Source organism: Enterococcus sp. AZ080, assembly GCF_051714945.1.
Lineage (GTDB): Bacteria > Bacillota > Bacilli > Lactobacillales > Enterococcaceae > Enterococcus_B > Enterococcus_B pernyi.
In genome coordinates this window covers 2,313,655-2,331,842 of the sequence record NZ_JBIOSV010000001.1, presented here as the reverse complement: position 1 = coordinate 2,331,842, position 18,188 = coordinate 2,313,655, and the positions used below count along the sequence as shown (strand labels likewise).

Genomic DNA, 18,188 nt, shown 5'->3' with positions numbered 1-18,188 from the left:
ATGAGGTTAAATGACCCAGAAGTCACTTCCTTTTTTTATAAAGAACGTGAGTATTTGATTAATTTGTCATTTGATATTGTATTAGATGCTTTTGATGTGTTAAACGAGGCAATATTCACTGATTATGAGAAAGCTTGTCTATGTCTAGATTTATTAATTGGAGAAGGTTGGTATCAATCTGAGGATGCACTTAGTCTATGGATATTTATTTACGACCAATTTATCCATAAGGAAGTTCCACCGTTCATTAAATATAGTTTTTACGGAGAGCCACTTTCTGTGGAAGAGCACGAACAATTAATAGATATATCAGCGGATGCAGAGACTATTTACGCTTCTTTTATCCAAGCATATAACATCGATTTAATTGATAAACAGGGAATACTGACTTGGTCCAAATTTAGAGCTCTTTTACATAATCTGCCTTCAGACACCCCACTTAAACGAATTATGCAGATTCGAGCTTGGAAACCAGGAAATAATGATTCAGAAGAATATAAGCAAGATATGACAGATTTACAAAGATACTATGCCTTAAATACTGATAGAGAGGAGGAAGATAATGACTAAAGATGGCAAAATAAGTATTCTGATTGATGTCGACGCCAAGCAGGTTCCTAATGTAATAAGTTCAATTGAAAAAAACTTTGGACAGTTAGGAAAAAATGCTGATGATATTACAAAAAAGATTGGTAATAATATGGGTGCCAATACTGAGACAGGAGCGAAAGTAGCTAATCAAGCAGTGGATTCAGTTGAACAGTCGATGACTGATTTGGGAAGATCGACTGATACGGCTACTGCCAAAGCTGGGAAATCATTAAGTGAAAACTTCGAAGTGGGATCTAAGGCCGCTAATACCGCAACAGATAGCGTGGCTAAAGGAGTGGCGGACCTAACCGCCACAACGAGCACTGAACTAGCTAAGTCAGGACGTATCATGGGTGAATCCTTTGATTCTGGTGCCAAAAATGCCAATCAGGCCAATGACAGTGTCGTTAAATCAGTCACAAGCTTGGTTTCTTCCGTGGAATCTTCTGCACCTAAAATCGGAAAAGAGCTTGGCGGATCCTTCCAGTCTGGTGCTAAAGAGGCAACGAGCTCTTTAGATGGTATCGGAAAATCAAGTAGTAATATGCTAGCAAGTATTGAAGCGACGTCACCAAAGGCAGGCAGAAGTATCGGGGATTCGTTTGAGTCAGGCTCAAAACAAGCAGCTAGCGCACTTGGGTCAATAGAAAAGTCCTCTGCACAAATGGTTCCTCCTGTTGAATTGTCAGCAACTAAAGCAGGCAAGAGCATTTCAGAAAGTATTGAAGCCGGCGCAAAACGTGGATCAAGTGCATTAGGATCTGCCGTTGATGTAATGAAGGGACATTTATTAGCCCTTCAAGAACACGCAGATACAACAGGAAATAAGTTAGGCGATTCCTTTGAAAAGCCTAATCCTAGTGCGAATCTCTTAACTGGCAGCGTCGGCAAATTGAGTGCTGCAATGTTGATCACCAAAGGTGCGACTGCTGCATTGTCTATGGCTAAAGGGTCATTGGATGGTGCATTTGGTCGTATTGATACTTTGAATAACTTTGAAAATACGATGACTCGATTAACTGGCAGTTCAGAAGAAGCAGCTGCAGGGATGGAAGGCGTTCGAGATGTCGTTGTTGGTACAAACTACATGCTGGATAGTGCGGCTCAGACCGTTCAACGTTTAGTGATGCAAAACGGCTCACTGGAACAATCGACAAAAAGTTATCAAATCTGGGGTGACGCTGTGGCTATGTATGGTGACGGTGCAGCGGAGACAATGGATAACGTAATGGATGCCATGATCCAAATGAGAGCCACCAGTACCGTAAACATGGCTCAAATGGATCGAATGGTTCGCCGTGGAGTAGATCCTTGGAAAATCTATGAAGATGCGACTGGTATGAGTATGCAGAGCATTCGTGATGCGTTGCGTGATGGCGAAATTAGTGCCAATCAGTTTTTTGATACGGTTGAACAGGCGATGCGTGATGGTGGTAATGAATTCACATCGGTTTCTGGGATGGCTCAACAAGCTGGTGATACTTGGGCAGGGTCGTTTGCCAATATGGCTACTGCAACAAGCCGAGGAACGGCCAACATTATCGCATCTATGGACGAGGCATTCTCAGAAACACGTTTTGGCTCGATGAAAGAAAATATTCAAGGGTTTGGTAAAACATTTGAAGGTGCGCTAAATGGGATTGCTGGTGTAATCCCTCCTGTTGTTTCGGCTGTTGATACGATGGCCAGTGGGGTTATTGCTGTGAAAGACGCAGCTGTGACGGCTTCACCTGTAATTATTGGACTAGGAACTGCCTTTGGTGGACTACTTATTGTACAGAAAGCAGCAGTTGCTACAGCATCTTATGTTCAGATGTTGAAATACCTGACCGGTGCAACTTCTAGTGCGACAATGGCCAAAAAAGTTGATGCAGTTGCTACAAAACTGGGAATCAGTCTCAACTTACAGAACGCCACCACCACTAAAGCGGTTGTTGCAGCAAACATTTCCAATGCAGCTTCACTAAAAGGTGCAGCAGCTGCCCAAAAAACCTATGCGATTGCTGCTGGTGCTTCTGCAGCAGCGAAGAAGGCACTGGCAGCAGCTAGCATTCTATTGAATCCAGTAGTCGCGGGTACAGCAGCTGTTTTAGGAGCAGCTGGTGTAGCTGCAGCCATAATGGGAAAAAATTTTTTAGATACACGTAAAAAGACCAAAGAATTAGCTAGTGAATTAGATGGATTAAAAGACGATCTAGATAATGTCGGAAAGTCAACCCAGTCCAGTGCAAAAGAATTTGAGTCACAGGCAAAAGTGATCGAGTCGAATGCAGAAAGAAATAAGGATTTAGCAACTGAATTACAAAGGCTTTCTGCAATTGAAGATAAATCGACTGCGGATAAAAAATTGATGGCTGATGCAGTTGACGAACTGAATAATTCAGTGACTGGTCTAAATCTCTCTTACGACGAAGAAACAGGCTTGCTTAATGCAACCACAGAAGAAATAAACAAACGGATTGAAGCTTCTAAAGGAATGGAAGAAGTCAATCGGCTAACCGAACGACAAAAGACGTTGAATCAAGAAGCTGCAGACATTGAATCCTCATTAACTGAAGTAGCCAAAGAACGTATGAGATTAGAGAAAGAAGCCTCAGAATCTGGCGTGGATGGAAAGAAAAAGGTTAAAGAATCGCTGGAAGGACTGTCTCAGAAGGAAGATGAACTTCAAAGTTTACTTGTTGAAAATCAATCTGAACGAAATCAATTGTACACGGAGGAGCAAGAGAAAAGGCGAGCAGTCGCAGAGACAGTCTCAGAAGCTAATTCTCAGATGATTACTTCATGGAATGTTCTATCTGATGCACAACAAGCTGCCTTGGAATCTATGAATAGCATGTACAAAAAGCTGGTAGAAGAATCAGGGAATGCTTTTAAGCAGATTGAACAACAAGAAGCGATAAGCTTAGATCAAATGAAAGAAAATCTACAAAAAAATGCTGAAGCTATGAGAACGTGGTCTACCAATGTTGCCATTTTGGCGAAGGCCGGTGTAGATGATGGCATTATTATGCAACTTGAAAAATTAGGTCCAGCAGGTGCATTACAAACGCAACAGATGGTAGATGAGATGGGGTTAAATCTTAGTTCATTAGCGGAGTTAGGTGGAGAACATACAAAAAAACTGCTGGAACAAATGGGTCTTCATATGGAGGACCTACCAAAAATGTCAGCTGAACAATCGGCGTGGTTTGTTGAAAATTTAGATCTTGAATTAGGTAAATTACCAGAAACAGCACAACAGCACATTAGTGATTTAAATGGGACTGCGGATGCAACGATGAAGCAAGCGATGGCGAGTATGGGGAATATCGTTGGTGAAGAAACGGAAACTGTTGCTGAAAAATTTGGATTAATTCCAGAAAAAAGTGAGGCATCTTTACGGAGAGGAACAGAGGGGCGAGACTTTGCACAGTGGGGACGTCAACCTGTCGAAGAAATTGGGGATGGGATGGTAGAGGCAACCGCCAAAGTAGAGGAAGCAGCAAAGGAAGTTGCTCAAACGCCAGAGAGAGTTATGGGCCCTCAACTAGAACAAACAGACTACGCCTCAATGGGTACAGCACCACCAACAAAATTGGGGCAAGGAATTTTAGATAATATTACTTCAGTAGAAGAAGCTTCTAAAGAAGTAGCACAAACTCCAGAAACAATGTTTCAGGAAACCATACAAGCAAATCGTTATATTCCGACTGGTAAAGAAACAGGTAAAGGATTAAGTGAAGGAATTAATCAATCTAATGCTGATGTTGAGTTAGCAGCCAAAGCTATAGGAATGATACCAGAAAATACTATTCAAGCTGAGATGACTACAGAAAAAACTAAGGAAAGTGGAACAGAGGTAGGTCGAGGGATAGCACAAGGGATTGATAGCAGTCAAGAGGCTGTGCAACAAAGTGCTAAAGCTGTCGCAGACACTCCAAATAATGAACTATCTAGCCATATGAACCAAGGTATCTATGCTGAGTACGGACAAGCAGTGGGAGAAGGTCTTGCAACGGGAATCGCAACTACTAGTCCAGTGGTTGTTGCTGAAGTAAATAAGTTGGTTGACCAAATGGTAAAACAAACTGACATTGGTATCAAAAATATGACAGTAAGTTTTAATCAAGTTGTTCCTAATGTAGCTAACGCGTTGAGTGCGCTTCCTATGGTAGCTTCCAATAGTATGAATTCTATGAATATGAGTTTCCAAAGTGGATCGCAAGTACAATTAGCTACTGTGAAAGCTTTGAATAGCAATTTGATACGTACCTTTACTAATACGCCAAGTGAATTTCAATCGATTGGTCAAGATATTATGAGTCGGTTGAATTCAGGAATGATGGCAGAGTCGAGCAAGGTTGTCGCAACTTCCAGAAATATATCAAATAGGATTGTACAATCCTTCAATCAGTTGCCAAATCAGATGCAAATGACAGGTCGCAACGCAATTAGTTCATTAAATATTGGAATGAATTCATCTGCAAGTCAACCTGTTTCAACTGCATCAAGAACTAGCTTGGCGGTTGTATCGGCTTTTTCAGGATTGCCTAACCAGCTAAATGGAGTGGGGCGAGATGCTATGGCTGGATTGAATGCTGGATTAAATGCCGGTACAGCATCTGTATTGGCAACCGCAAATAGAATTGCCAATCAGGTTGCTAATACAATGAAACAAGCATTAGATATTAACAGTCCATCTAGAGTGATGGCATCAGAAGTTGGTCGATGGATACCAGAAGGTGTAGCTGTGGGAATTGATAAGTATGCAGATGTAGCATATCAATCGATAGATAATTTATCAAAAGGAATACTGAGGATCACTACCCCAGAAATAGCTTTAGGCGCTTCAAGTATGGGTATGGAAGCTAGAGGTACACAAATTATTAATCAATCATACAGTACGCAATCCCCATACACCTCCAAAATTGCACAAGCTTTAACAGATTTGGCAAATAAAGAACAGATAGTAATGATTGAAGACACTAATGGACTGACAAAAATAATCGGTAAGACGATGGCGAGAGGAGGATTTTAATGCAACATCTATCAATTGAAAACAGTCATGGTGATACCTGGCTTATAGATAATACGCACTCTTTAAGGGCTTCTAATGTAAATGGTTTAGGAATAGGTTTTGAAACTGATTATTTGAGCGAAAATGGGCATTCTAGAATTGAAAAGCACGTATTGAAACAACATCAGTTTGAAGCTTATTTTCATTTTGGACGTCGTAAAAATGAAAATGCCTATCAAGTATATTATTCTTTTGTAGAATTTTTATCCTTTAGTCCACTTTATTTAATTTATACTACTGACGCAGGCCAAAAAAGAGCACTGATTACAGTTTCTATGTTATCGAAATCTTCTATACAACAAGGCGGGTTTTTAAAAGAATCAATTATAATTGACCGATTATCGCCTTGGTATACAGTGAAGTATGCAAAAATTCATCAAAAAAATATAAATGTTAATGCCCATGGAAAAGTCTATAATTATGTCCGTCCGTATGTCTATACTCAAAATGCACATGAGAAAAAAGGGAACTATCGAATTAATAATCGTTCCCTCTATTTATCTGCTGAAAAAAATCATCTGACTCCGCTAAGAATAAAAATAACTGGTTATTGTGTAAACCCTCGTTGGGAAATATTCCAAGGTTCAAAATTAATTAGCTCAGATGGTTATTTTCTAACTTTACAAGAAGAACAGCAGTTGGTTGTTTCTAGTTTATTTCAAGAAAGGACTGCTATATTAATAGGTCAGAATGGATTACAGTCTTCGGTCTATCAACAACAAGATATAACTAAAAACGGGTTTGTTCATGCGCCTGTCGGAGAATCAATAATAGTATTTCATATCGGTACTGCAGAAGTAGAAATAGCGATTTATGAGGAGGCTGATCTGTTTTAATGATTATATCTGTTCATTTATTTCGTTGGGATCTAACTCCCTATCCTAGAGAATATATATGTGGAGAGTTCGACTTTGGTATTGATGAAGTTAATCGTGAACTGACCAGTGAGTTCACCTTAACAGAAGATATAAAAATTGAAAAAGGTGATTGGCTAAGAGCAAAGTATATACCTAGTGGAAAATACGCTTATTTTGGGATAGTCGACTCTCAAGATAATAAAACAATCCGTTGTCGTGGGTTGATGGGCCTTGGAGATAGTTATTTCCCTACTTATAGAACAAGTGGGAATAGCTTTGAATCTCATGCTAAATCAATCATCACTAACTACCTTTTAAATGACCGTACAAAGAATTTAAATGGAACATTAAGTATTGATGTTGAAAGTGATACAGCTCATAGTTATCAAGCAATTGAATTAAATTCTCGAAGGATTAATAGCTATTTGATTAATGGATTTAGGAAATACAACGTAAAGTGGTATGTTAAAGCAATCTCAGGAGGCAGAATACAGACTGGTATAAAAAGAATAGAACAAAGTATTCAAATAATGGATAATTCTTCAGAATTTAGTGACTGGGATTATTGGGTAAAAAAGCCAGGAGTTGGGAATGAGAATGCATTGTTAATTGTTGATAAAGCAACTAACAGTATGGACCATCCAATTATCTTAGCTACCTACTATTTAGAAAATGATAATAATGTCACTAACAATCCAAACAGCAATAAAATTATTAGACCTACTGTTAATACGGTATATATATATGATCAGGATTTAGAAGATAAACCCACATATTTAGAAGTTGCAAATAGTGAACTAAAAGGAAATGCTTATTCACATGAAATCAATTGTAAAGTTATGTTTCAAGCAAAAAATATTGATGTTGAAGAAATTGAAACTGGATTATTAGCGAATGTAAGAATAAAAAATACAATTTATCAATCAGTTCTAACTGCTTGGCGAGTAAATAGTACTGAGAACAAGATGCAATTAACATTTGGTAATATTCGAAGTCGATTAAGTGAATATTTTGATGAATAAAAGAAAGGTAGTGGAGTAATGGAGCCTATTGAACTTAAATTAGGCGGTAACGGACGAAAGCTCTCAAAGTCCATTATTGGTCGAGTTGGGGATAATCGATTTATAAATTATCCCTTTAAATTATTAGATCCAGACGGATCAACAATAAATCTCAATGGATGTACAATAGTTTTTTATGGAACAAATGCAAATGGCACATTCACAACTGGCGTGCCCACAATTTTAGATCCTACTGAAGGTGAAATCAGCTATAAATTTAGTCGTGAAAATTTTAGTGTCCAAGGTGAGTTCAAGGAAGCGTTCTTTCGTGTGACGAGAGAAAACGGAGAATGTTATGCAACACAGAGCTTTCGAATAAAAGTTGAAAATGATGCCGATATCAGTCAAGGTCAAGCAACGCTTTATGTGTCTTTGCTAGATGAAAAACTAAAGGATTTTGATAATCGTTTCCGATTATTTATTGAAGAAAAGGAACAAGAGTATAAGGGTATTGAGAACGTAGTTAAAGAGTTAAACGAACAAGTTCTAAATTTAAATGAAAAAGTCAACGAGACAAGCAAACAAATCAACGAGCTAGGTAATCTAAAACGGATGTACTCAAACAGTATTGATTTCGGTAATTACGACTACTCAGGGAATGCCAATTTGCTACCAAAGATTACAGCTGCTCATTTTACATCGGGAAATGGAGCTACGGTTGAAGATGGACCAGATGGCGAGATCATTTTCACGTTAGATGGATCTGCACAACTAACTAAATTTAATACAAGCATGCGTTTACCCGCTCTTAAAAACGGAAAGAGATACACAATTAGCGCTGAGGTTATGTTACATGAAGGTTTAGAGGGAGATGCCTCTAATATTCGATTAACTAATACCTACGTACCAGGTGGAAATATTATGTTATCTACAGTTAGACCTCTCCCGACAGCTACTAATATCTGGCACACGATTAGTGGTACGCAAATAGCCACTTATGCGACTACACTGCCTCAACAGTGGTATGTAGTCTTACAAGATGTTACAGCCTCGAGTCGAATTAAGGGGAAAATTTCTCTTCGAAATATAAAGATAGAAGAAGGAGCGGTTGTTACGCCTTATCAACCCAATCTATTAATTGCTCCTTACCAGATTTCAAAGATTTCCTTGAACAAAAACCTAGCAAATAAAGAACAAGCTTTCCCGATAAGTAGTCGACAGTATTTAGTATATTCTGCTGAAATGATTGAACCATTTATTGCTAACCAAACATATACCTTAACTTTAAAAGGAACCAAATTAGGTCCACAATCATTCAGGGTATACACGACTGGTCCGAATAGTACCTCTAATATTGGTGACATGGAAATAGTAGAAGGAGTTGCGGATACTTGGCGACTGACATTCACACCAACATCTGCTAATTTGAATGGGAGTGTTTCACCTAGCACGTTACAAATTTATCAATTTCCTCAAGCAACAATGGGGCAAGTAACGATTGACTCATTAAAAATAGAAAAAGGTGATATAGCCACTCCGAATATTTTGGAATATAAATATTTTGGCGAAGGTTTGAAAGATAGTAGTAACCCAAATGATTATAGCTGGGATATCACTGAAGAGTACTTGGATTCTAAAATCTTACAAACAGTTAGTCTAAATGAGCCACAGCAGGTACCAGGATTTAAAAACTTTTTGAGCGGTTTACAGTCTAATGGTGTAAATATAGGTGTTGAGTACGCGAAAGCAGTAGCGACTGATAAATATAAAAATCATGGTGCGGTGTATTTAGGTGGCTGTGTGTGGCTTGCGTGGGAGACATTAGAATTTTCGAATTCAATTGGTTGGGCAAGAGGAAGTACAATTCGCGTTGGAAATGATGGTCATCCGGGCTTTACTTATCCTGATGTTCCGAATATTTTTGGCGGATACATTTGGATTGGTGGCTCCTGTTTACCAGACTACACAGACGGCGGATTTGGTTCTTATCATATTACTGTATCAAACAATTTTGATGATGCTCGTAAACCGATTGTCCGTTTTATTGATTCGCCAACAACGTTAGTGAAGAGACTAGCAGTTCGAGGTCATGCATTAGTTTTTGCACCTGCACCCACAAACAATAGTAAGGTTGAGGAGGTATGAAATGAAAAAAATTTGGCAGTATGGACGTACTGGTGGAAAAGAGCTAGAAGTCTCAGATGATTTCCCAATTCAGGTCCCTTTTACTGATGTTCCACCGATAGAGGAAATTGAATTAGCCAACCAGTTTTTTGTTCCAACAGAAAATCGCTGGCAAGAGTTAGAGAATAGTGTGCTTAGTGAGCAGGTTGATAATCTTCAAGTACTTTATAAACATTTAGAAAAAAATGTAAAAAGACAAGAAGAGCAACTAACAGAAACTCAGTTAGCTTTAACAGAAGTATATGAATTGATTCTAGGAGGAGGATAACTTGATAAAAATATATATTGAATTAATCAACAAGGGGTTAAAAAAAATTGAAGATGTACCTAAAAAAATCCAGAAAGAAGTCAAAGCGATCTTATCTCAACAGGCTGAGATGTAGGATTGTCTTTTTTATTTTAAAAAAGGAGTACAAGATAATGGTCATTGTATATGCAACGTTAATCATAAAAGAAAAGAAAAATATTGAAGATGTTCCAAAGATCATACGTGAACAAGTAAAAGAAGTTTTGGTTGAGATGGGATTACCTGAACTGACATTTAAAGAGGTGGACTGATGGCTGGAAATGTAGATGGATATCAATTTGACAATATAAAAATCAGTGCTGAAAATGATGCGAAAATGTACCATGCTTTAGCAAGAAAAAGAAGTTATGTGATTTCTGGTTATGAACAAGGATTAGAATTATCTTCCAGTGGTTTGGATGTAAGAGTTGCCAGTGGTAGTGCGATTATACAAGGTAGAATGGTATATGTGAAAGAAGCACAAAGTATTACTCTTCCAGCAAATTCAAGTGGGTACGTTTGTTTAACGATTGATTTAAATGAATCGGTAATTCCAACTGATGATTTTCCAGCAGATAGTGAGAATTACTCTTGGACAAATAATCAGGTTCGTTTAGAGGCAGTTAACCATTTAATTAATGGAAATACTTTAGCAGGGGATAGGGTAGTTACATTCCCGTTGTGTAGTTATACAACTTCAGGAACTACTGCCATCATTACAAAGAACACAACAAATTATAATGATTCGCTCATTGAAAGTCTTCCCCTTTGGACAGGAATATTGACTATGAATACGAGTCACATCATAAGACTTTCTAAAAAATTCGAGGATCTTAATTCAGGACTATTACTGATCTGGGCACCTTACGCTAACGGTTCAGCATGGAATTATGATTTTACGACACAATTTTTACCTAAACGAGCAGGTTTACATGTGAGTCAAATATTGAATTCTAGTAGTAACTGGATCAATAAGAGAATTCAAGTGGATTATTCTTCTAATTCAATTCGGGGACATGGTGGGAATGTGAGTTCTGAAGGATTAAAGGCTGTTTTACGGGAAATTCGAGAAGTTTGATATAAAGGAGGTTACTTATGGAGGAAATTACAATCGGGGAGTGGATCGCAATCCTTACACTCGGTGGATCATTGATGGTGGGTGTGGCGAAATTTTATGCGATGTTCACGAAACTTGATCACACGTTAGGAAAGTTAGAAAAGACGATCATCCGTGTAGAAAAAAGTCAGATTGACTATGGCAATCGGCTTTCAATTATTGAAGAACAAATCAGATCTATTTTTAAGCAAATTGGAAAGGGGAGAAAATAACATGACAGAAATCTTAGCTGCTTCAAGTATTATTACACCACTAGTCGTCGGTGTCACAGGGTTAATTAAAACACAAATGAAGGATTACAAACTCTTACCCGTGATCAATGTGATTGCGGGTATTTTGTTAGGGGTGCTTTATGCAATGACCTTAGCACCACAAGATTTAGCAATCTACGCATGGGCTGGAGCTGTTTCAGGGTTAGCCGCTGGCGGATTATTTGATTTAGGAAACAGTGTCATTCAGTCGGAAGAATGACAAATTAGCAAAGAAAAAAATTTGATCAGAAAGTTGGTTCAGACTTTAGATATATTCATTAGCATCATGCCGTTACGAAGATATTTTGGATGAGCATAAAGCACTTCATTTTAATTGTTTTTTTCTGATATAATTAAGCAGATTAGAATTTTTCGGAGGGAAATAAATTGAAAATTATAGAAGTGAAAGACAGAAATTCGGCATTGATAGAACAGTTATTAAAAATTTGGGAAAGTTCTGTAAGAGCAACACATCTTTTCTTATCAAATAATGAAATAGAAGAAATTAAGAAGTATGTACCACAGGCATTAAAAGAAATACCCCGTTTAATTATCGTAGAAAACGAAAATCAAGTACCTATTGGTTTTATGGGGATTGCGGAGCAACATCTTGAAATGCTTTTTATTTCTAAGAAAGAAAGAGGAAAGGGTTTAGGTAAAAAATTACTTGAATATGGGATAGAAAAATATTCGGTTAATAGTTTAGCAGTTAATGAACAAAATCCTCTTGCAAAAGGTTTCTATGAACATATGGGGTTTGAAGTTTATAAAAGAACAGAGGTTGATGAGCAAGGTAATCCGTATCCGCTTTTATATATGAGTTTAGCTAGATAAACATCAATTTAGTAACTTTCTAGCAATCCATTAGTTATGGGAAGTGAACTGATGGATTGTATTTTTTATTTCACTATTAGAATTAATAAGAAACTATAATTTATCTACAGTTTGTACAGCCCAAGGGCTGTTTTTTTATACGAAAAATTAGGAGGAATTGATTTATGACACAAATCCAAGATTTAAGAGGCGATTCAAGAATTTTAGGACCAACCAATGCCAAAAGAAATGTTTCTCAAGTAACTAAAATTGCTCGTCACCATTCTGCAACACCTACTGGAGATGTTTGGACATTTCAGAATCATTGGAATGGCACATTAGGCTGGGGGACAGGCGGGTATCATGAAATCATTTTACGCGATGGTACCGTTCAATGGTGTTACTTCGATAATGATGTTACAAATGGTGTGGGCGGACATAATACACCAACTTACCATATTTGCCTTGTTGGGAATAGTTCATTTACAGCTGAACAAGAAAAAGCATTTGAAGAACGAGCAAAGGCGGCTATGCAACGTTTTGGTTTATCCGTCAACGATGTACTAGGGCATAACGAATTCAGCGGCCATGCCTCGAATATCTGTCCAGGTATCAATATGAATACGGTTCGTGAACGATTACGATCTGGGAATAACTTAACGCATGATCAAATTATTTTAGTGAGCCCACCAAAAACGAGTGGGAACTATGTAGGTAAGTTAGAAGTGTTCAACGAGTTACGACTAGGTACATTCCGGATTGCTGGATGGTTGGTTCCGCAAAATGGTGCAGCGTATTTAAATCAGGGATACGTCTTTTGGATGGATGCCGACAATCCGAATGTCGAAATTGGACGTTGTAAATCAGCCGGTATTATCAGAGATGATGTGAATGCAGCATATGGATTACCTAGTGGCCTGCGATTTGGCTTGGATGGCACACTAGATATCCGAAAATTTGCAGGGAAAAGAGTCTTTCCGATGTTACGACGAACAAACGATCCGATTGGAAATACGATCAATGGACAAACAGTCGACATTCGATTCCCTGAGTATGTTTTGACGATTCCTAAGCGATAAAAAATTGCCCTACGAGAGTAGGGCAAAATACATAAAGAGATGGAGATGATTTATTTTGGACGAGAGATTAAAAATAGATATGCTGGAAAATAAAATCAAACGGTTAGAGTTTAATCAAAATTTATTAATGAAACTTCTGCTTAGTAATGAGCCGGCGTGGTCGTTAGAGTCGGTAAAAGCTGCAGAAAAAAAAGGACTTAACCCGCTTCCCTACGTTGGAGTGAATAGCAAAGGCTCTTATGATTTTTACAGATTAGTTGATTTGCTATATAAGTTAGGTTTATTCGATTAAATTTTTAAATGATTCAATAATATCGCTTATAGTGTTAAGTCTGGTATCTAAAGCTAATCTATTAGAAAGGGAAGGGCTTTTTGAATCAACCTCATCTTTAGTAACGTTATGCCATAGCGGTAAAATCATTTGACGACCCGTAGAACTTTCTTTGCTTAAGATTCCATCTAATTCGTAGTTAGTCCAATATTTTTGGATGTAGTCTGAAGAAATGACAACTAGGCCAAATTTTGATTTAATTAATCCATTATCAATCGATTGTCTTATTGAGTTTCCCCAGCCAATACTTCTTCTATCTTGCCATATTGAAAATCCAGCATCATTAAAGGCTGATTCCAATTTATCAACATAATTTGAATCTTCGGAAGCATAAGAGATAAAAACATCATACTCTTTATCAGAAAGAGAAGGGTCATTTAAGACATCCGAATGAATGACTTTAATCTCTTCTTGCTGTAATTGCCGCATTGTTTTGAGTTGTTCTTCGTAAGAGTTTTGTAATTTTTTTTGCAATTTACCATTTTCTGTCTGTGTTACTTTGGTAAGTTTAATTTGATTATCACCTAATTCTTTTCTCTTTCTTGCTAACTTTGAAGAGAGGTCTGCAATTTTCTTTTTAATTTGAACAAGCTTTCTAGTCTCTATTTCAATTGTACGTTGCTTAGTTCGAATGGTTGAAGCATTTTTAGAACGAGCAATAATTGATTGGTTTGAAACAATCTTTTTTTCGCTCGTTTGCCAAATTTCTTTCCAAACGAGCTATGTCGTTTAAGAGAGATTTTTCTTTTTGCTGATAAGTATTTACTGACATTTGGATACCTCTCAATCATTTTAATCATGTCTATAAATTATTGTATCAGAAAAAAACAAAATTTCTCTAATACTTACAAATAACTGTATCGATTTGTAAAGAATAATAAAAACCTTCTTACTCAGATTCGAGTAAGAGGGTCTTTTGTTATAATTGTTCTTCAAATGAGAATCGCTTGGATTAATTTGGACGAATAAATTAGATGCCTAACCCTGGTGTAATATTTGCATCAATCACATTATAAAAAGCGTTTTGGGTATCCGCAATATCCCAAACAGCCAAGATGATGTGATAACCAATTCGGTCTTCTGGAATTGTAATGTTATGAGTTTCGCCTCTAACTGGTAATGATCCATCATGAGATACTTCAGCAATTTTTTCAAATGCTGCTCGGTTAAGTGGTGCATCAGGATTCCACCCCGGTTTTGTAATATAATAGTGCCACTTTGTTGTACTATGAAGCGCCGTATATGTCCATGTTAAATCTAAGTTACCAGTTTTTACTGGCTGTTTTGTCCAACGATCTGCGCCTTGCTCGTCTAAAACAAAATCATTTATCTGACCTAAACCTCCTTCCGCCGAAGCAATTCTTCCATCCCTAGGTCCAGCTTCAGGGAAGCCTTTCCGATATTCTAGAGACTGAGGATTTGAAATGACATTACCATAAACTCGATGAGCTGCGGTCCACCCCCATTCTCTATTATGCAATTGACCTTGATATCCTCGACTAATTGGTGTACTTACGTATCCATGAGCATGTGATTCTTTAGGGAAGGCAAAAAATACAACTGAACAAACGAGACTGAGACAAGCGGCAACAAAAACAGATTTCTTTGAAAACATATAAAAACCTCCTTAATATTTGGGTACGCTTACATTATAATGTTTGTTCATTTTGATGTCGAACCGATTTATTCTTAATCATACGAAATAATCAATTTTCAATAACTGCTATTTCGGTGTATAATTTAAAAGATATGGCAAAATTTTATTGCGCACCCTCTCACTCACCTTTGAGAAGAGGGAGATTTTAATTAACCAAATGGTTAGCTATAAGTCAGAACACTCACTAATTTTAAGATATATGATGATTTTTATGTAGATTACGATATGATTAAGTATAGTATTTTATATTTGGGAGAGAATCGTTAGGAAATATCATGTTTTAAGTTCTTCAATTAACTATATCAACTCACCTGGATTTTCTACCATAGCCTAGCTAATAATAAAAGAACAAGTGTTTATCTAACCGCCTCAAGCACACGGCTTGAACAACGGATAGAGTTATAGTAGTCTAAAGTTGTCCTAGATACTTATGATTTATTTTTCCAAGCCCACTCTCCGGAGTGGGTCTTTTTTTATGGGAAAATCTGAAAAAACATAAAAACAAAACGCTTGCAATAAATTTAGGTTAGCCTTAAAATATCCGTAGGCGCCATTATAAAAGAGAGTATCAATAGCTAAAAACTTTTGGGGAAGTCTATAGCGTGCATATCGATACTCTTTTTAATAATTATATTATACGTATTTTAGACAGCAAAATGATTATATCAGTTGAATAATAGATTAAACAATAGTAATCTTATTGTATCATCCTAACAACATTGCTTTTTTTACATCCCTCTCTTTGGAGCGGGGTACATAAACGAACATATTATTTGAATCTAAATTAAAATGATAGTAAAGTTTAAGTATCCACATTCAGAAGATTCTTTATCCTGAGGCTGCCCGCTCTTATATGAGCGGGTGTTTTTTTATTATATCTACATGAACTCGCGTTTGGTTCTTACTACTATTGAGATGTAATAAGAATGAAGAATGTGTAAGTGTTTGTAAATTTAAATTAAGGAATAATCTGTAACATTGACAATAACAAAAATTGTTCGATACAATTTAGCTATAACTATTTCATTATTTATATTTACGATTATATATATTTAAGTCATAGTGACAAGAAGATTGTTACCATAATAAATAAACTATCTACCAGATAATAGTTCTGACGACCCTTTTGACAATAATTTGTACCCTTAGCTCAGTTAGGCAGAGCATATGGCGAGTTATTAACCGTCCGGTCGTAGGTTCGAGTCCTACAGGGTACATAGTAAAAAACTCAGTCAACCATTCTTGGCTGAGTTTTTTTATCAATTGTAGCAATTCGTCCAGATCCTCAATCTTTATTTATCGCATTATATAGAACGAGCAGATCTGTTATAAATTCCAAAGCACATGACTTGAACAATAAATAAAAACAATACTTCCGAATAGTCATTGTCAATGTGTGAAGAGTGTTAAATATAAGGAAGAGCAGGCATTATCCAAGTACCCATGATTGCAACGCCTAGTACTAATAGCGAAAATAGGATACAACATATCATAAATATGCTCCAATTCGATTGATCAACATCAAGTTTTTTCTGATGAATTATCCAACCGGTTATAAACATCGTGAAACTTAAAAAGTATAGAATAAAAATCAAGAAAATAAAAATCACTTCAAATAATAATATAACAATATTTTACAACTTATGGTTAAATTATCTCAAATTTCATATAAAATTCTTAAATCTATCATATTATTTGAATGTATAAGAGGAGGTGCGTGCTATTGAGTATTCTAAAATCGGCAGTGAAATATAAAGTTGCAAAAAAAGCTACAGATAAAGTAATGGGTGACGGTTTGTTATCAAGCGTTGTTGCTGCAAAAGCAGTGAAGAAAAGTAATCAGCGTAGTAAGCAAAGAACAAAAAAATAAAAACACTAGAAGTCGTGTCCTTAGTTAGACAGGGAATTTTTGTTTTTTAATCGATTGTAGTAACTCGCTCAAATCTTCAATCGGCACCTAACCATTATAAGAGAACAAGCGACAAAAAAACCACATGACTTGAAAAATAAATAAAATCATAGTAATCTAAAAGTGTCCTTGAAACCATTGATTAGGATATTATCATTTGCCCACTTTTCGGAGTGGGTCTTTTTTATGTTTCATAATCTAGCAAAACGCTTGCATTATCATTAGGTTAACCTTAAACTAGCTGTAGGCGTGATTATGAAAAGAGAGTATCGATAGCTAGAACTTTTGGGGAAGTCTATAGCGTGCATATCGATACTCTCTTTACTAATTATAACATACGTAATTTAGACAACAAAGGAATTATACAATTCTAACCATACGTTTTTTTTAATTGCCTACTCTGCGGAGTGGGTCTTTTTACTATAATAATATAGTTAGTTTTACAGAATATATAATGTCCATTTGACTATACGTATATTTTGGATTAGCTTTCTCACTCATAGTTGTCAACGGAAATTGACCATTCATTTAAAGAAAAAATAGTAGATAAATGATTGGAAGTGAAAAAATTAGATTTAATAGGAGTAAAAATATTGAATCTGATTTCAAGTTATTTTGTTTAATATTTATTAAGAGCATAACAACTGGAAGCGTGATTGTAAGAACAATTAGAACCAAATATATTTGATTGGCTGAAAAAAATAAAAGTTTAGCAGCATATACTGATAAGATATGATAAAAGTTATAAACATGTATTGGCATTGACGGTTTCAATATTCCTACATTAAAAACTAGAAAATCAGCTAGATTGAAAAAAGAAAACAGTGTACCTAATCCGCTGATAAAAAATAAGATGATCGGTGTAGACGAAGTATTTAATCGATTAGCGTTCAATACAATAACCTCCTAATTTTCTTTATAAAAGTTTAGAGCTAATGAATCATTTCGGATAGCAAAAAAACTAAATTTAGCGAAACTATTTAAAACAAAAAAATTTCATAAAAAGTTCATATTTTGTAAAGAGATGAATTTGTTTACTTCTGCAAAGTGCTA

The 18,188-nt window shown here is 36.4% G+C and carries 17 protein-coding genes and 1 tRNA gene; 16 read left to right on the top strand and 2 right to left on the bottom strand.

Going from position 1 to position 18,188, the window contains the following annotated elements; genetic code table 11:
* The 14 genes from IGK01_RS11020 (at position 1) to IGK01_RS10955 (ending at position 13,530) form a co-directional block, all read left to right on the top strand.
* The gene (locus IGK01_RS11020; protein WP_195514173.1) at positions 1–570 is read left to right on the top strand and encodes a Gp15 family bacteriophage protein; all 570 of its coding nucleotides are present in this window, start codon (positions 1–3) and stop codon (positions 568–570) included.
* Positions 563–5,611: a tape measure protein gene (locus IGK01_RS11015; RefSeq protein WP_438840763.1), complete on the top strand. Its 5,049-nt coding sequence runs from the start codon at positions 563–565 to the stop codon at positions 5,609–5,611. The genes IGK01_RS11020 and IGK01_RS11015 overlap by 8 nt, the downstream gene beginning before the upstream one ends.
* Complete coding sequence (locus IGK01_RS11010) at positions 5,611–6,486, top strand: phage distal tail protein domain-containing protein (RefSeq protein ID WP_438840762.1); 876 nt, start codon at positions 5,611–5,613, stop codon at positions 6,484–6,486. The genes IGK01_RS11015 and IGK01_RS11010 overlap by 1 nt, the downstream gene beginning before the upstream one ends.
* On the top strand, positions 6,486–7,529 hold the full coding sequence (locus IGK01_RS11005) for a hypothetical protein (protein WP_438840761.1): 1,044 nt from the start codon (positions 6,486–6,488) through the stop codon (positions 7,527–7,529). The genes IGK01_RS11010 and IGK01_RS11005 overlap by 1 nt, the downstream gene beginning before the upstream one ends.
* Positions 7,530–7,547: 18 nt before the next feature.
* Positions 7,548–9,653, top strand: a complete 2,106-nt coding sequence (locus IGK01_RS11000; protein ID WP_438840760.1) for a BppU family phage baseplate upper protein — start codon at positions 7,548–7,550, stop codon at positions 9,651–9,653.
* A 1-nt stretch (position 9,654) separates the two neighbouring features.
* Positions 9,655–9,960, top strand: coding sequence for a hypothetical protein (locus tag IGK01_RS10995; RefSeq protein WP_062805994.1), 306 nt, complete (start codon positions 9,655–9,657; stop codon positions 9,958–9,960).
* A 1-nt stretch (position 9,961) separates the two neighbouring features.
* Positions 9,962–10,075 carry a CD1375 family protein gene (locus IGK01_RS10990; RefSeq protein ID WP_264082979.1) on the top strand — a complete coding sequence of 38 codons (114 nt, stop codon included), beginning with the start codon at positions 9,962–9,964 and terminating at the stop codon, positions 10,073–10,075.
* Between the two features lie 37 nt (positions 10,076–10,112).
* Positions 10,113–10,250 (top strand): CD1375 family protein, encoded by a 138-nt coding sequence (locus IGK01_RS10985; RefSeq protein ID WP_438735046.1) that lies wholly within the window; start codon positions 10,113–10,115, stop codon positions 10,248–10,250.
* Positions 10,250–11,056, top strand: a complete 807-nt coding sequence (locus IGK01_RS10980) for a hypothetical protein (RefSeq protein WP_438840759.1) — start codon at positions 10,250–10,252, stop codon at positions 11,054–11,056. The genes IGK01_RS10985 and IGK01_RS10980 overlap by 1 nt, the downstream gene beginning before the upstream one ends.
* A gap of 17 nt (positions 11,057–11,073) precedes the next feature.
* Positions 11,074–11,307, top strand: coding sequence for a hypothetical protein (locus IGK01_RS10975; RefSeq protein WP_438840758.1), 234 nt, complete (start codon positions 11,074–11,076; stop codon positions 11,305–11,307).
* A 1-nt stretch (position 11,308) separates the two neighbouring features.
* Entirely contained in the window at positions 11,309–11,566 is a 258-nt protein-coding gene (locus IGK01_RS10970; protein WP_062804779.1) for a holin, read from the top strand.
* Positions 11,567–11,733: 167 nt separating this feature from the next.
* Positions 11,734–12,180, top strand: a complete 447-nt coding sequence (locus tag IGK01_RS10965; RefSeq protein ID WP_153830144.1) for a GNAT family N-acetyltransferase — start codon at positions 11,734–11,736, stop codon at positions 12,178–12,180.
* A 164-nt stretch (positions 12,181–12,344) separates the two neighbouring features.
* Complete coding sequence (locus IGK01_RS10960; RefSeq protein ID WP_438840757.1) at positions 12,345–13,238, top strand: peptidoglycan recognition protein family protein; 894 nt, start codon at positions 12,345–12,347, stop codon at positions 13,236–13,238.
* Positions 13,239–13,293: 55 nt separating this feature from the next.
* Positions 13,294–13,530 (top strand): hypothetical protein, encoded by a 237-nt coding sequence (locus tag IGK01_RS10955; protein ID WP_023520192.1) that lies wholly within the window; start codon positions 13,294–13,296, stop codon positions 13,528–13,530.
* Here IGK01_RS10955 and IGK01_RS10950 read toward each other — a convergent pair.
* A complete protein-coding gene (locus tag IGK01_RS10950; RefSeq protein ID WP_438840756.1) occupies positions 13,519–14,043 on the bottom strand; it encodes a toll/interleukin-1 receptor domain-containing protein in 525 nt (174 codons plus the stop codon). The genes IGK01_RS10955 and IGK01_RS10950 overlap by 12 nt on opposite strands.
* Positions 14,044–14,539: 496 nt before the next feature.
* Positions 14,540–15,184 (bottom strand): lytic polysaccharide monooxygenase, encoded by a 645-nt coding sequence (locus IGK01_RS10945; RefSeq protein WP_438840755.1) that lies wholly within the window; start codon positions 15,182–15,184, stop codon positions 14,540–14,542.
* 1,181 nt (positions 15,185–16,365) lie between these two features.
* Between IGK01_RS10945 and IGK01_RS10940 the strand changes: the two genes are divergently transcribed.
* Together IGK01_RS10940 and IGK01_RS10935 are read left to right on the top strand one after the other, a co-directional pair.
* A tRNA-Asn gene (locus tag IGK01_RS10940) sits at positions 16,366–16,443 on the top strand.
* A 506-nt stretch (positions 16,444–16,949) separates the two neighbouring features.
* Positions 16,950–17,096: a hypothetical protein gene (locus IGK01_RS10935; RefSeq protein ID WP_023520189.1), complete on the top strand. Its 147-nt coding sequence runs from the start codon at positions 16,950–16,952 to the stop codon at positions 17,094–17,096.
* The last annotated feature ends 1,092 nt before the right edge of the window (positions 17,097–18,188 follow it).